At 67.1% G+C, this 13,953-nt stretch carries 15 protein-coding genes; 4 read left to right on the top strand and 11 right to left on the bottom strand.

Features of this window, described 5'->3' with window-relative positions:
- Nucleotides 1–16: 16 nt before the first annotated feature.
- The 10 genes from trpS to IG04_RS0121395 form a co-directional block, all read right to left on the bottom strand.
- Nucleotides 17–1,042 carry a tryptophan--tRNA ligase gene (gene trpS / locus IG04_RS0121440; RefSeq protein WP_030478459.1) on the bottom strand — a complete coding sequence of 342 codons (1,026 nt, stop codon included), beginning with the start codon at nt 1,040–1,042 and terminating at the stop codon, nt 17–19.
- 27 nt (nt 1,043–1,069) lie between these two features.
- Nucleotides 1,070–1,261, bottom strand: coding sequence for a hypothetical protein (locus IG04_RS0121435; RefSeq protein WP_143027658.1), 192 nt, complete (start codon nt 1,259–1,261; stop codon nt 1,070–1,072).
- A 123-nt stretch (nt 1,262–1,384) separates the two neighbouring features.
- Complete coding sequence (locus IG04_RS0121430) at nt 1,385–3,907, bottom strand: bifunctional FO biosynthesis protein CofGH (RefSeq protein ID WP_030478457.1); 2,523 nt, start codon at nt 3,905–3,907, stop codon at nt 1,385–1,387.
- A 63-nt stretch (nt 3,908–3,970) separates the two neighbouring features.
- Nucleotides 3,971–5,629: a TIGR03767 family metallophosphoesterase gene (locus IG04_RS0121425; RefSeq protein ID WP_030478456.1), complete on the bottom strand. Its 1,659-nt coding sequence runs from the start codon at nt 5,627–5,629 to the stop codon at nt 3,971–3,973.
- A 108-nt stretch (nt 5,630–5,737) separates the two neighbouring features.
- On the bottom strand, nt 5,738–6,106 hold the full coding sequence (locus IG04_RS0121420; RefSeq protein WP_036015331.1) for a HepT-like ribonuclease domain-containing protein: 369 nt from the start codon (nt 6,104–6,106) through the stop codon (nt 5,738–5,740).
- Nucleotides 6,096–6,425 (bottom strand): nucleotidyltransferase family protein, encoded by a 330-nt coding sequence (locus tag IG04_RS0121415; protein ID WP_245815899.1) that lies wholly within the window; start codon nt 6,423–6,425, stop codon nt 6,096–6,098. Before IG04_RS0121415 ends, IG04_RS0121420 begins: the two co-directional genes overlap by 11 nt.
- A 27-nt stretch (nt 6,426–6,452) precedes the next feature.
- The gene (locus IG04_RS0121410) at nt 6,453–7,247 is read right to left on the bottom strand and encodes an exodeoxyribonuclease III (RefSeq protein WP_030478453.1); all 795 of its coding nucleotides are present in this window, start codon (nt 7,245–7,247) and stop codon (nt 6,453–6,455) included.
- An 11-nt stretch (nt 7,248–7,258) separates the two neighbouring features.
- The gene (locus tag IG04_RS0121405; protein ID WP_030478452.1) at nt 7,259–7,477 is read right to left on the bottom strand and encodes a hypothetical protein; all 219 of its coding nucleotides are present in this window, start codon (nt 7,475–7,477) and stop codon (nt 7,259–7,261) included.
- Between the two features lie 10 nt (nt 7,478–7,487).
- On the bottom strand, nt 7,488–7,799 hold the full coding sequence (locus IG04_RS0121400; protein ID WP_030478451.1) for an SH3 domain-containing protein: 312 nt from the start codon (nt 7,797–7,799) through the stop codon (nt 7,488–7,490).
- 174 nt (nt 7,800–7,973) lie between these two features.
- Nucleotides 7,974–9,197: an NADP-dependent isocitrate dehydrogenase gene (locus tag IG04_RS0121395; protein ID WP_030478450.1), complete on the bottom strand. Its 1,224-nt coding sequence runs from the start codon at nt 9,195–9,197 to the stop codon at nt 7,974–7,976.
- Nucleotides 9,198–9,469: 272 nt separating this feature from the next.
- On the opposite strand from IG04_RS0121395, the gene IG04_RS0121390 reads away from it, so the two are divergent.
- From IG04_RS0121390 to IG04_RS0121375, 4 genes are all read left to right on the top strand, one after another.
- Nucleotides 9,470–10,276 (top strand): metal-dependent hydrolase, encoded by an 807-nt coding sequence (locus IG04_RS0121390; protein WP_030478449.1) that lies wholly within the window; start codon nt 9,470–9,472, stop codon nt 10,274–10,276.
- A gap of 77 nt (nt 10,277–10,353) precedes the next feature.
- Nucleotides 10,354–11,862, top strand: a complete 1,509-nt coding sequence (locus IG04_RS0121385) for a PHP domain-containing protein (protein ID WP_030478448.1) — start codon at nt 10,354–10,356, stop codon at nt 11,860–11,862.
- Nucleotides 11,859–12,341, top strand: coding sequence for a hypothetical protein (locus IG04_RS0121380; RefSeq protein WP_030478447.1), 483 nt, complete (start codon nt 11,859–11,861; stop codon nt 12,339–12,341). The genes IG04_RS0121385 and IG04_RS0121380 overlap by 4 nt, the downstream gene beginning before the upstream one ends.
- A gap of 10 nt (nt 12,342–12,351) precedes the next feature.
- The gene (locus tag IG04_RS0121375; RefSeq protein ID WP_030478446.1) at nt 12,352–13,296 is read left to right on the top strand and encodes a ribose-phosphate diphosphokinase; all 945 of its coding nucleotides are present in this window, start codon (nt 12,352–12,354) and stop codon (nt 13,294–13,296) included.
- 7 nt (nt 13,297–13,303) lie between these two features.
- Here IG04_RS0121375 and IG04_RS0121370 read toward each other — a convergent pair whose 3' ends face one another.
- Nucleotides 13,304–13,930: a TetR/AcrR family transcriptional regulator gene (locus IG04_RS0121370; RefSeq protein ID WP_211257789.1), complete on the bottom strand. Its 627-nt coding sequence runs from the start codon at nt 13,928–13,930 to the stop codon at nt 13,304–13,306.
- Nucleotides 13,931–13,953: the final 23 nt, after the last annotated feature.

Here is a 13,953-nt window from a genome sequence, read left to right as displayed (position 1 = left end):
CGCTAGTGCAAGTGCACTACTCAGGCAGCACAAAGCCGATCTTGTCGTACGTACGGCGCAACGTGGTGGAGGCGACCTCACGTGCGCGCTCGGCGCCGCGGGCCAGGATCTTGTCCAGCGACGCCACGTCGTCGAGGTACATCCGGACGCGTTCCTGCACCGGCGTGACCCATTCGGTGAAGACCTCGCCGAGGTCCTTCTTCAGGTCGCCGTAGCCCTTGCCGTCGTAGTCGAGGACCAGCGACTCGACCGTCCGGCCGGTGAGGGCCGAGTAGATCGTCAGCAGGTTCGAGACGCCCGGCTTGTTCTCGACGTCGAAGATGATCTCGCGGCCCGTGTCGGTCACCGCGGAACGGATCTTCTTGGCCGAGCGCTTCGGGTCTTCCAGCAGCTCGACGACACCGCCGGGCACCGACTTGCTCATCTTCGCCGTCGGGTCCTGCAGGTCGAAGATCTTGGCCGTGTCCTTGACGATGTACGCCTCGGGCAGCCGGAACGTCTTGCCGTGGCGCGAGTTGAAGCGCGTCGCGAGGTCGCGCGTCAGCTCCAGGTGCTGGCGCTGGTCCTCACCGACCGGCACGTAGTGCGCCTGGTACAGCAGGATGTCCGCGGCCTGCAGGATCGGGTACGTGAACAGGCCCACGCCGACGGACTGCTCCTGGCGCGCGGACTTGTCCTTGAACTGCGTCATCCGCGCCGCCTCGCCGAAGCCGGTGAGGCACTGCATGATCCAGCCGAGCTGGGCGTGCTCCGGAACGTGCGACTGCACGAACAGGGTCGCCCGATCCGGGTCGATGCCCAGCGCGAGCAGCTGCGCGGCCGAGACGCGCGTGTTCTGGCGCAGTTCCTTCGGGTTCTGCTCCACGGTGATCGCGTGCAGGTCGACGACGCAGTAGAACGCGTCGTGCGCTTCCTGCAGCGCCACCCACTGCCGCACCGCACCCAGGTAGTTGCCGAGGTGGAACGACCCGGCCGTCGGCTGGATGCCGGACAGGACGCGGGGACGCTTTACGGGCTCTGCAGGCGCGTTCTCCGTGGACACGAACGGAATCTTCCCAGACCGGGTGGATCAGTTGTGCGCGGTGTCCTGCTGGACCAGGTCGATGCGCTGGTTGGCAGCCACGACGGGAGCCGGCTTGCGCCGCTTCACCAGGCCGTACACCAGACCACCCACGCCCGCGGTGACCGCGATCAGACCCACGGGACCAGCAGCGGTACCGGTCATGCTGCTCTCGACCGCCGCGCTCAGAACCAGACTCATGCCGTGCACTTGCCGAGCCTCCCCAAGGCACAGACTCACCCCGGAACGGGTGAACCTTGCTGACTGATTGGCCGCCAAGCTACCGGTGGCCGGTAGCGTCTATGCGCCAAATCAGACTATCGGTCACGGATGATCGGTTCGCACTCGCCCATATGTCGTAGTCCGCTGACGGGCGTTACGCCCTGCTAGTGAAGCCAGGGTTTCAAGCTCACTCACAGTGCGCGCCGACCCGTGTTCGGAGCCTGCCATGCGGCTGATGGTCTCCTCCATCAACGTGCCGCCGATGTCGTTCGCGCCGCCGTTGAGGATCTCCGCGGTGCCCTCGTCGCCGAGCTTCACCCAGGAGCACTGGATGTTGTCGACGCGTCCGTGCAGCGCCAGCCGTGCGAACGCGTGCACGGCCCGGTTGTCGCGGCGGGACGGGCCGGGACGGGCGACTCCCGCCAGGTAGATCGGGGCGTTGCGGTGCACGAACGGCAGCGCGACGAACTCGGTGAGCCCGCCGGTCCGGTCCTGCAGGTCCGCGAGCACCCGGAAGTGCGTGAGCCAGTGGCCGGGGTGGTCCACGTGGCCGTACATCATCGTGCTCGATGAACGAATGCCCAGTTCATGGGCCGTGCCGACGACTTCGAGCCAGGTCGCGGTCGGCAGCTTGCCCTTGGTCAGCACCCATCGCACGTCGTCGTCGAGGATCTCCGCCGCCGTGCCGGGGATCGTGTCGAGACCGGCTTCCTTCAGCTCCGTGAGCCAGTCACGGATACTCACGCCCGCCTTGGCCGCGGCGGAGACGATCTCCATCGGGCTGAACGCGTGGACGTGCATCTCGGGCAGACGCTTCTTGATCGCGCGCACCACGTCGGCGTAGTAGGTCACCGGCAGTTTGGGGTCGATGCCGCCCTGCATGCAGACCTCGGTGGCGCCGTCGTCCCACGCCTCCTGCGCGCGGTCGGCGACCTCCTCGGCCGACAACCGGAACGCGTCCGCGTCGCGCTCGCGCTGGGCGAAGGCGCAGAAGCGGCATCCGACGTAGCAGACGTTGGAGAAGTTGATGTTCCGGTTGACCACGTACGTGACGTCGTCGCCGACCACCTCGCGCCGCAGGTCGTCGGCGAGGCGGGCCATCTCCTCCAGCGCGTCGCCGTCCGCGGTCAGCAACGCCATCGCGGCCTCGGTGTCGCCGAGCAGCGCCGCCGGGTCGTTCGCGGCGATCTTCAGTCCACGTTGGACGTCGTCGGGAAGCCGTTGCGGGGCAACGGGAACCTTCAGCTCGTCCCAGTCGCCGTAGACCTCGTCGAAGTCGCCGCGGCGGTCGCTCGTACGGCCTTCGGTGTCGATCGCGGTGTGAAGGTCCGCGCGTCCGAACGTGTCGAGCCCGCCGTCCGGTTCCTGCCACTCGCGGCCGGTCACGGGAGCGTCCGGGTTCGCGAGGCCGTTCTCCAGTGCCAGCGCGGAAACGTGCGCGGTGAGCCGGGTGTCGATCCACTGCCCCGCCGCCGCGCGGACGTAGCGCGGGTAGACGTTCAGCCGTTCCTGCAAGGAAAAGCCGGCCTCTTTGGTGATCTCGGCGAGCTGGTCGACCTGCGGCCACGGCTTCTCGGGGTTCACGTGGTCGGGCGTGATCGGCGAGACGCCGCCCCAGTCGTCGACGCCCGCGCGCAGCATCAGATCGAACTCGCCACCGACGAGGTTCGGCGGGGCCTGCACGCTCACGGTCGACGGCATCACAAGGCGCGCAACGGCAATCGTCGCGGCGAGCTCGGTCAGGTCGGCGTCGGGCATGCCGCGCATCGCCGTGTCCGGCTTGGCGCGGAAGTTCTGGATGATGACTTCCTGGATGTGCCCGTACTGCTTCGCGATTTGACGCATCGCGAGCAACGACTCGGCGCGCTCGGCGATGGTCTCGCCGATGCCGATGAGGATTCCGGTGGTGAACGGGACGTTCACGCGGCCGGCGTCGGTGAGGACGCGCAGGCGGACGGCCGGTTCCTTGTCGGGGCTGCCGTAGTGCGGGCCGCCCTTCTCGCTCCACAGCCGTTCGGCCGTGGTCTCGAGCATCATGCCCATGCTGGACGCGACGGGCCGCAGCCGCGTCAGCTCCTCCCAGCTCAGCACGCCGGGGTTGAGGTGCGGCAGCAGCCCGGTCTCCTCCAGCACCGCGATGGCACTGGCTCGCACGTAGTCCAAAGTGGACTCGTAGCCGCGCGCGTCCAGCCACTCCTTCGCGGCGGGCCAGCGGTCCTCCGGCCGGTCGCCCAGCGTGAAAAGGGCTTCCTTGCACCCCTGCGCGGCGCCGGCGCGGGCGATCGCCAGCACCTCGTCGCGTTCGAGGAACGCGGCGGGCAGCTTGTGCGGCACGGTCGCGAACGTGCAGTAGTGGCACCGGTCCCGGCACAGCCTCGTCAGCGGGATGAACACCGACCGGCTGTACGTGACGATCCCGGCACGCCCCTCGGCGAGCAGGTGCGCGTCCCGCACCTTGCCCGCCGCTGTCAGCAACGCGTCCAGGTCGTCCTCACGCGCGTGCAGCAACACGGCGGCTTCCGTCGCGTCGAGCACGGCACCGTCAGCGGCCCTGCGCAGCGCACGCCGCATGGCCGCAGCACTCGGACGGGGCTGCGGTGGGGATAGCGAGATGTCCACTGCCACGTAAACGACCTTAAGCCGCCAAAATTCCTGATCACCGCACACCGGGTGTGGGACATCCCACTGTCAGCGCACGCTGACGAGCAGTTCCGTGTTCCGGTCGAGCGGCGTGCCCAGCGGGTTCGTCCGCGAATGGATGTCGTTGTAGGTGAACTCCCGGCACAGGCTGGCGAGCCCCGTGTCGGTCCGGTCGTCGTAGTCGACCCGGTACGGCGCGTCCGCCTCGAGCAACGTCGTGAACAGCGACAACGTGCCATCACCGTTGTCCGCAACCTCGATCACGCGGGCGTGCTGAGGGTAGTCGGCGTGCGCGGCGGTGTTGATCTCCCAGAAGCTCCGTGACGGCGTGTCGTGCCGGTGCGGGGTGATCACGTTGCGGTGCGTGTGGCCGTTGACCCACGCCAGCACGTTCGGGAAGCGGTGCAGCAGGTTGAGCAACGCGTCGCCGTTCATGCGCGGGTCCAACGGGCGGCGCTTGTCCGGCAGCACGTTGCCCATCGTCGTGCTCGTGTGGTGGCTGAACAGCACGAACAACTCATCGGTGACGTCCTGCCGCTGCGGCAGGCCGAGCCAGTCGTAGTAAAGCGAACTGTTGCGCTTGAGGGTCTTCTCGATCCAGTTGAGCTGATGCAGCCCGATGGAGCCCGTGGAGAACCCTGCGAGGTTCGTGGTGTCCATGCTGATGCCGGTGACACCGGGCGCCATCCGGAATGTGTAGAAGACGTCGACGCCGTCCGCGTTGGCTTCCGTGTAACCGTGTCCGCCCGTCGGCAGATGCTTGCGCACGTACTCACCGGTGCTGAACAGCCTGCGCCGACTGTCCGGCGTCACGGTCCGGACGACGCCACCACTCGCGAGAATGGCCATCGCTTCCGGAATGGCTTTGGGGTCCCTGAACGCCTGCGCGACCTTCGCGTTCTGCACGGGATCACCGAACCCGACGATCTTCTTGCGGCCGGTGTACCAGCTGTCGAGCAGTCCGTCCGGCAGCGCGCCGACCACGCTGTCGTCGTGGTTGCCGATCGTGGAGTACCAGGGGATGTCCAGACCGGGGCTGGTGAACTCGCGGACCGCCGCGTCGAGCAGACCACGGAGCTGCGGGAACCCGGCGGCCTTGTAGTCGTCGCCGCCGCTCAGGTCCGGCTGCCAGAACGTGCTGATGCCGGCGTTCTGCACGCCCTCGTACCGCGAGTCGCCGGTGTTCGGCGTGATGCGGCCGCCGTTGAGGATCGTGAGGAACCAGTCCAGCTCGATGTTCTCGTGGTTGTCCGTGTTGTCACCGGTCGTCATGAGGAAGTCGAACGGCCTGCCGGTCAGCGGACCGTTCCTGACGGCGTTGACCCGGCGGACGAGGCTCGTCGAGCCCTGCGTAGTCAGCGCCTCCTGCGGCCGGTGCGCGCTGGAGCCCATGATCGGATGCAGGTACTCGAACCGGAGCGGGCTCTGCGCGTCGCAGATGTGCATGTCGCTGAACTGCACGAAGCTGGTGAGCGCCTGGCGCCTGGCCTCCCGGTTCGCCTTGGCCTGGACGAGGTCGCCGCGCACGACCGTCGGCCAGCCCGGCCCTGCGGCGAGCCTGCGGTAACCGCTGGTGCCGATCGGCGTGGCCGTGACGTCGAGCGTCGTGCCCGCGGTCGACGCAAACGCTTGGCGGTCCAGGAGCGGCACGCCTGCGGCGCCCACCCCCATCGCCAGGAGGAAAGAACGCCGGTTGAACCCTGTCATGCCGCCCCCGATTCATCGATAGTGAATCGTGTTCATGTTCGGGGAGCGGGCGGGTTGAATCGAGCCGTCAGGTGGGTGACAAGAGCGATAAAGGCTGTTCGGGCTGGGTCAGTCGGAGCAGTGCGACGAGCCTTGATCGAGCCCGGCGAGCAGCTGGTGCAGCCGCTCCTCGAGCTGTGGACGCTTCTCGGTGAGCACCTGCCACACGAGCGCGTCGTCCACGCTCGCGTAACCGTGGATCAGGATGTTGCGGAAGGCCACGATGCGAGGCAGGTCGGGTACGGCGGCAGCAAGGTCGGGAGAGACCTTCGACAGGTTGTTCAGCGCCTCACCGATGATCTCGAACTGCCGCTCGACAGCGGACCGCAACATCGCGTCGGCAAGGTAGTCCGCGTATGACTTGCCACTGCTGAACTCGGCCAGCAACTCCGCAGCGCGAAGGGCATCCCACAGGTACGTGCGGGGATCACGCCGCATACAGAGTTTCCTTGCTTTTCATGACCTGCTCGCGGAAGTAAGGGTTGCGGATACTGCTGTCGACCACCAGGTCGACAGGCCTGTCGAGGATCCGCTCCAGCCCTTCCTTCAAAGCGAAGTAGGTGCCGAAATGATCAAAATCGTCGCCGGTCTCGAAGTCGACGAGAAGGTCCACATCGCTGGTCGTCACGTTGAACGAACCACTGGCCGCCGATCCGAACACGTCGAGACGCCGAACACCCAACGTTCGGCACAGGTCCTCGATCTCGGCCAGCCTGGCTGCCACGACCTCATGCACCCCCATCACCTCCTCGAACACGATTGTGCCTGATCCCGGGCATTTGGGTCAGTCCGAGTAGACGACGGTGACGGGCGCGTGGTCCGACCAACGCTCCGCGTATGTAGCCGCCCGCTCCACCACGGCCGAAGCGGCCCGAGCCGCCAGCCCGTCCGTCGCAACCTGGTAGTCGATCCTCCACCCAGAATCGTTGTCGAAGGCCTTGCCGCGGTACGACCACCACGAGTACGGCCCAACGGCATCGGGGTGCAGCGCGCGCATCACGTCGTTGTAGCCCGACGCGAACACAGACGTCATCCACTCCCGCTCGTACGGCAGGAAGCCGGACTCCTTCTGGTTCGTCTTCCAGTTCTTCAAATCCGCCTGCTGGTGCGCGATGTTCCAGTCACCGCACACGAGCACCTCACGGCCCGAGACAGCCGCCTTCTCTCGCAGCGACACCAGGTACGGCAGGAAGGCCGCCATGAAGCGGTCCTTCTCGTCCTGCCTCTCCGTGCCCACGTCGCCGGACGGCAGGTACAGCGAGGCCACGACGACGCCGGGCAGTTCGATCTCCAGGTAACGGCCGCTCGACTCGAACTCGGCGGTACCGAAGCCCACACGGACCGAGGTGGGTTCAACGCGCGAGAGAACACCCACGCCTGCGCGGCCCTTCAGCGAGGAAGGGGCGTACACGCCGTGCCAGCCGAGAGGTGAGTGGACGTCCGGAGCCAACTCGGACGGCTCCGCGCGGACTTCCTGCAAGCACACCACGTCCGCGGAAGAGGAAGCGAGCCACTCGAGGTAGCCCTTCTTCGCGGCGGCGCGCAGACCGTTGACGTTGACCGTGGAGACCGTGAGCACGACGAGGGAGCCTACTGGGAGGCCAGACCCCAGGGCTTCGGGTACTCGGCGCCGCAGCCGGCGCAGTGTGCGGTCAGGTCGAGGTAGCCGACGAGGGTGGCCATCTCGTCACGGGGCAGCGCCAGCTGACGTTCGCCGTAGACCTCGGTGTAGAGGCCCTGCCACTCCGGCTCGCAGGAGCACTGCGTGACGCTCTTGGCTCTGCCCCAACGAAACATGTTCCGCAGCATGCACGCGAGTTTACTTGCAGGTCGAATCGCTGGTCAGCGCGACGAACGACTGGCTCACCCAGCGGCGGTCGCTGAGCATCCGGTAGCCGTTCTCGACGCGCGCCTGGGCGTCGGTCACCGCGTCGCGCGGCATGGTCGAGACGATCGGCTGCATGTCACCGGGTCCCGAGCGGACGTTGAGGATGTCCGCGGTCACCGTGACCTTGCAGATCTCCGCGCCCTTGTCGCTGCCCATCTGCTTGCCGCCGTTCACGGCGTACATCACGCCCGCGACCCCGAGCACCCCGATGACGATCATTCCTCGAACCGGTACACCGAACATGACGCTGCCTCCGCACGCAAAAAGCCCTGGAACAGCAGATATATCGGCTACAGGACGTGTGTGGACGGCTCGGCGCGGCAACCACCCGCAAGAGGAACCGACCGGGTGACGGGCAACGAGAAAGGCCACCCCGGTGTGACCGGGGTGGCCTTCTCACGTGCTCGAATCAGGCGATCAGAACGACGCCATCTTCTTCTTGAGGTTCTCGTCGAGCGCGGCGAGGAAGTCCTCGGTGGTCAGCCACGCCTGGTCCTTGCTGATCAGCAGGGCCAGGTCCTTGGTCATCTGACCGGACTCGACGGTCTCGATCACGACCTCCTCGAGCGCCTCGGCGAAGCGGATCACCTCGGGGGTGCCGTCCAGCTTGCCGCGGTGCATGAGGCCACGGGTCCACGCGTAGATCGACGCGATGGGGTTCGTGGAGGTCGGCTTGCCGGCCTGGTGCTGGCGGAAGTGACGCGTCACGGTGCCGTGCGCGGCCTCGGCCTCGACCGTCTTGCCGTCCGGCGTCATCAGGACCGACGTCATGAGGCCGAGCGAGCCGAAGCCCTGCGCGACCGTGTCGGACTGGACGTCACCGTCGTAGTTCTTGCACGCCCAGACGTAGCCGCCCTCCCACTTCATGGCCGCTGCGACCATGTCGTCGATGAGGCGGTGCTCGTAGGTGAGGCCCTTGGCGTCGAACTCCGCCTTGAACTCCTCCTCGAAGACGCGCTGGAAGATGTCCTTGAAGGCGCCGTCGTAGGCCTTCAGGATCGTGTTCTTCGTCGACATGTAGACGGGGTAGCCCCGCTGCAGGCCGTAGGAGAACGAGGCGCGGGCGAAGTCCTCGATGGACTTGTTGTAGTTGTACATGCCCATCGCCACACCGCCCTCCGCCGGGAACTCGGTGACGACGTGCTCGATCGGGTCCGAGCCGTCCTCCGGCTGGAACGTGATCGTGAGCTTGCCGGCGCCGGGCACCTTGAAGTTGGTGGCCTTGTACTGGTCACCGTGCGCGTGACGGCCGATGATGATCGGCTTCGTCCAGCCCGGCACCAGACGCGGGACGTTGGAGATGATGATCGGCTCGCGGAAGACGACACCGCCGAGGATGTTGCGGATCGTGCCGTTCGGCGAGACCCACATCTTCTTGAGGCCGAACTCCTCGACGCGCGCCTCGTCCGGCGTGATCGTGGCGCACTTGACGCCGACGCCGTGCTTCTTGATGGCGTTGGCGGCGTCGACGGTGACCTGGTCGTCGGTGGCGTCCCGGTGCTCGATGCCCAGGTCGTAGTACTCCAGAGTGACGTCCAGGTACGGGTGGATCAGCTTGTCCTTGATGAACTGCCAGATGATCCGGGTCATCTCGTCGCCGTCGAGTTCGACGACGGTGCCCTGAACCTTGATCTTGCCCATAATCCTGGGCGCTCCTCTCGCGACGATGCAAGCAGGACAAGCGTACTGGTAAAACGCCGCCCTGTGCCTGCGACCCTGGTTACATCGATTCAACTGGCGCCAAGCACTGCGCCGTTGGTGTGAACCGTAGTCCCCTCGCCCATTGGCTACCACGAGAGAGGGCCCCACCAGGCAAGAGTCGATCTTCTTCGCCGTTGCACGAGTTTTGCTCCGGAGGCGTTCAAGCAACGACTACTGTCAGCACGGTCGGGTGATCACCGGAAAGGGCGTAAGTGTCAACTGGGCCAACACATGCGATGAGTGGGCTGCTCGCCTGGAGCGCGGTCACCGCACTCGCGTCAAGTCACCCGATCGGCCAGCTCTCGCCGCAGAGCTGGGCCGTCGGCGCGGTTCTCGCCACCGGCGCGGCACTTCTGCCCGACCTGGACCACCCCGGTTCGACCATCTCGCGCACGTTCGGGGCGCTGAGCAGCGGGCTGTCCGCGGGCATCAACGCGTTGAGCAGCTTCGTCTACCGGACGACGCGCCTGAAGAGGGATTCCAAGCGAGACGGCGGACATCGCGGTCTCACCCACACGCTCGTCTTCGCGCTGTTCTCCGCCGTCTTCACCGCCGCGGTCATCCAGAACAGCCAGAAGTGGGCGCTGCCGGTGCTCATGTTCGTGTTCGCCGGTCTGGCGGTGCGCGGCATCATGAACGACTGGTGCCCCAAGCAGGACGCGCTGCTGATCACCGTGGTCTCGGCGGGGATCACCTGGGCGATGATCGCGTGGACCTCGCAGACGGACGCGTCCGCCGCGGCGTGCGGGATCGCGGTCGGCGTCGGGTGCTTCGCGCACTACATCGGTGACGCGATCACCGAGCAGGGCTGCCCGATCCTGTGGCCGATCCCGATCATGGGCAAGACGTGGTTCCCGGTCGCGCCGCCGAAGATCATGCGGATGAGGACCGGCGGCGTGGTGGAGATGGCCATCGTCGGGCCGGTCGTGACGATCCTGTCGATCTGGCTGGGGCTCGCCGCGTTGCAGGGCACCGGCGCCCTGCCGTTCCTGGACTGGGTGGACCTGCTTCCTGTCTAGTTCATCCGGCGTCCACCTGCACCACACCCGATCGGCCTAGCCTCCACGGACCCCGACCCGTCGCGTGGAGGTTCAGCATGTCCGAAGTAGCCCGCAGACGCTTCCTGCAGGGGGCGGGCGTGCTGGGTGTGGCGGGAGCGCTGGGCACCGGTACCGCCTCGGCAACCAACCGCTACCAGTGGCTTTCCGGCGATCACCACGCGCACACGCAGTACTCGTACGACGGCATGTACACCATCGAGCAGCAGATCCGCGGTGCGTTGCGGCACGACACGGACTGGCTCGTGATCACCGACCACGGCCACGCCTCGCACGAGGCGCATTCGGTCGAGGCGACGGCGGCCGATCTCCGGCGCGCCCAGCGGAAGTTCCCGCAACTGCTGCTGTGGCACGGGATGGAGTGGAACGTCCCCGGCGCCGAGCACGCGACGTTGTTCTTCGAGGACTGCCGCGACGAGGCCGGGGTGCTGCGCGACTTCGAGCGGCAGTTCGACTGGCGGCTGAACGGCGCCGAAGCATCCAGTCCCGCCAACGAGAAGAAGGCGCTCGACGCGATCCGGTTCCTGCAGACCAAGATCCGCAACGGCACGATGAAGTCCGCACTGGTGTTCGTGAACCACCCGATGCGCAACGGCCGGGTGGCGCCTCACGAGCTGCGGAACATGCGTGACCTGGCCCCCGACATCGTTGTCGGCATGGAGGGCGCGCCCGGAGCGCAGGGCGACGGAGACCCGTTGCGCGGTCCGGGCGGGCACCGCGGCGGGTACTCGAACAGCCCCGGCTCGAACTCCTACGCGCCCTACCCGCCCGAGGCCTACCGGACCTACGGCGGCTTCGACTGGATGACCGCGAAGGTCGGCGGTGTCTGGGACTCGCTGCTCGCCGAGGGCCTCGGCTGGTGGATCACGTCGAACTCCGACTCCCACTTCAACTCGCGCGACACGATCGTCCGCGTGCCGGAGCCGGGCGACCAGTTCGACCTCACGGGCAAGCACCTGGACCCCGTCGACTCCGGTCCGCCGCAGGTCTCCCCTCCCTACGTCGACTTCTTCCCCGGCGAGTTCTCCCGGACCGTCGTCGGCGCCACCCGGCGCACGCGCGGCGCCGTGATGGAGGGCCTGAGGGCAGGCCGGGCGTGGGTCTCGCACGGCGGCCTCGTCGATGATCTTCGATTCGACGTTTACGCATCCGGCGGAACGCGGACGATGGGCGGCCGGCTGCGCGTTCGACGCGGCTCGGACGTGAGCGTGCTGGTCAAGGCACGTCTGGCGACCCGTCCGAACAGCGCCGGATTCATCCCCAGGTTGCGCCGTTTGGACCTCATCAAAGGCGCGGTAACCGGACGATCATCATCTGAAACGTTGGCCACGCCACATGTGAAGGTCGAGCGATCCTACGAGCCGCGCTGGCACTATGCGGTCTTCACGCACACGTTCCGCAACGTCCGGGAGCCGTTCTTCCTCCGATTGCGCGGAACCGACGGCAACCGCGGCGCGTTCGAACCCCAGGCGGACACACCCGGAGCCGCGAACCCGTGGGAGGACCTGTGGTGCTACACCAACCCGATCTTCGTGGAGGTCAGGTGACCAGCACCTTCGTCGGCATCGACGCCGGCTATGAAAACCGCTGGGAAGCGGAGAAGATCGCGTTGGAGCTGCACGACACAGTGCTGACCACGGCCCGAACGGTCGTGGTGCACGAGGTCGACGCCCACTACGCGATGTCCTTCCTCCTGCCCGTTCCCCCGTCCGACGCAGTGGTGAACTCACTGGTCGCACAGGGTTTCGGCGTCGCTGTACGCGGTGCGTCCTCAGGACGTCTGGTAGGCCCGGAGGTGCTTCGAGTAGGCGCCTCCACCGCTGCCGAGGCCCATCAGTACCGCCGCGAGGGGCGCGCTCTGCGATACCAAGGCCAACGGTCGTTGCGCGGCCGTCACGGGGTGTCGGACATCCTCGCGTTCACGGCCATAGAGGCCGTTCTCCCGCGCGGCACACACACGGTCGACACGCGCGGGAACCTGACGCCGTTCTTCCGCGACGGCAAGTTGGTGCTGGTCATCGACTAGTTTTGCGGATGTGCGTGACATCGCTGTCTTCAGTGGTTCTGCCCATCCGTCCCTAGCCGCCGAGATCTGTGGTCACCTCGGTGTCGAGCTCTCCCCCAGCCGTCTGACGCGGTTCGCCAACGACTGCCTGGAAGTGCAGCTGCAGGCGAACTGCCGTGAGCGGGACGTGTTCCTGATCCAGCCACTGGTGCCGCCGGTGCAGGAACACCTCGTCGAACTCCTGCTGATGCTCGACGCTGCCCGTGGCGCTTCGGCCGCGCGCACGACCGTCGTCCTGCCGCACTACGCGTACGCGCGTTCGGACAAGAAGGACGCACCCCGGATCTCGATCGGCGGCCGCCTGGTCGCCGATCTGATGGTCGCCGCCGGAGCATCCAGGGTGCTGGCGATGACGTTGCACTCGCCGCAGGTGCACGGGTTCTTCTCGGTGCCCGTCGACCACCTGCACGCCCTGCGCGAACTCGCCGCGCACTTCTCCCAATACGACCTCTCGAACACCGTTGTGGTGTCGCCTGACCTCGGCAACGCCAAGGAGGCCGCGCACTTCGCCCGAATCCTGGGGCTGCCGGTCGCGGCCGGCGCCAAGCAGCGGTTCGCCGACGACAAGGTGCAGATCCAGACCGTGATCGGCGAGGTGGCCGGGCGGGACGTGATCGTGCTGGACGACGAGATCGCCAAGGGCTCGACGGTGATCGAACTGCTGGACAAGCTGCGGGAACGCGGCGCCGGGTCGATCCGGGTCGCCTGCACGCACGGGCTGTTCTCGGCCGGCGCGCTGGACCGGCTGCAGGCGTTCGACGACGTGCTGGAGATCGTCGCGACGAACACCGTGCCGATCCCAGCGGAGAAGTCCGTGCCGAAGTTGAAGGTGCTGTCGATCGCGCCGGCGTTGGCCGAGGCGATGCGGCGGATCAACGTCGGCGAGTCGGTGTCGACCCTCTTCGAGGCCCCTTAGGGCCTGGTCACTTGAGGTGCGCGAGTGCCGTGATCAGCCGATCTCCGACGTCGGCCGGTCCCGGCATCTTGCGCACCACGGCCCGCTGGTGCGCGAGGCCGTGCAGCCCCAGCCACAACGCCACCGCGTCGCCGAACAGGTCGTCGCTGCCGTGGGCGATCCCCTCTTCGACGCACGCGCCGAGCACGTCGACGAGCAGCGTGAACGCTTCCACGCCGAGTGAGTCGAGGTCGGCGTCGGTGATCGAGGTGTCCTCCACCGACGGCGTCCACAGGCCGCCGAACATGATCCGGTAGCGCTGCGGGTGCAGCTTCGCGAAGTCCAGGTAGGCGTTGCACACCGCGAAGAGCCGTGCGCGTGCGTCTGGGCCCGCGTTTTCGCCGGCCTCGCGCAGGACGGTCGCGAGCGTGTCCATCTCCTGCTGCACCACAGCCAGCATGATCGACGGCTGGTCCGCGAAGTGCGGGTAGATCGACGGTGCCGCGATCCCCGCCTTGCGGGCGACCGAGCGCAGCGTCACCGCGCGTTCGTCGCCGCCCTCGTCCAGCAGCGCGAGGGCCGCCGCGATGATCTCGTCCCGCAGTTTCCCGCCTTCACCCCTGCGGTTGCGCCTGCGCGGTTCCGTGTTCGTCACGGCCGTAACCATACACCTGAAAG

The sequence above is a fragment of the Lentzea albidocapillata genome, assembly GCF_000719115.1.
Lineage (GTDB): Bacteria > Actinomycetota > Actinomycetes > Mycobacteriales > Pseudonocardiaceae > Lentzea > Lentzea albidocapillata.
Note: the sequence above shows the minus strand (reverse complement) of the source record. Positions and strands in the feature narration are given on the sequence as shown.

What these genes read in the sequence shown, in the direction of transcription:
- IG04_RS0121385 (WP_030478448.1), top strand. Translation starts at nt 10,354, where the DNA reads ATGTCCGAAGTAGCCCGCAGACGCTTCCTGCAGGGGGCGGGCGTGCTG.
- IG04_RS0121400 (WP_030478451.1), bottom strand. Translation starts at nt 7,799, where the DNA reads ATGTTCGGTGTACCGGTTCGAGGAATGATCGTCATCGGGGTGCTCGGG.
- IG04_RS0121395 (WP_030478450.1), bottom strand. Translation starts at nt 9,197, where the DNA reads ATGGGCAAGATCAAGGTTCAGGGCACCGTCGTCGAACTCGACGGCGAC.
- IG04_RS0121420 (WP_036015331.1), bottom strand. Translation starts at nt 6,106, where the DNA reads ATGCGGCGTGATCCCCGCACGTACCTGTGGGATGCCCTTCGCGCTGCG.
- IG04_RS0121405 (WP_030478452.1), bottom strand. Translation starts at nt 7,477, where the DNA reads ATGCTGCGGAACATGTTTCGTTGGGGCAGAGCCAAGAGCGTCACGCAG.
- IG04_RS0121435 (WP_143027658.1), bottom strand. Translation starts at nt 1,261, where the DNA reads ATGAGTCTGGTTCTGAGCGCGGCGGTCGAGAGCAGCATGACCGGTACC.
- IG04_RS0121425 (WP_030478456.1), bottom strand. Translation starts at nt 5,629, where the DNA reads ATGACAGGGTTCAACCGGCGTTCTTTCCTCCTGGCGATGGGGGTGGGC.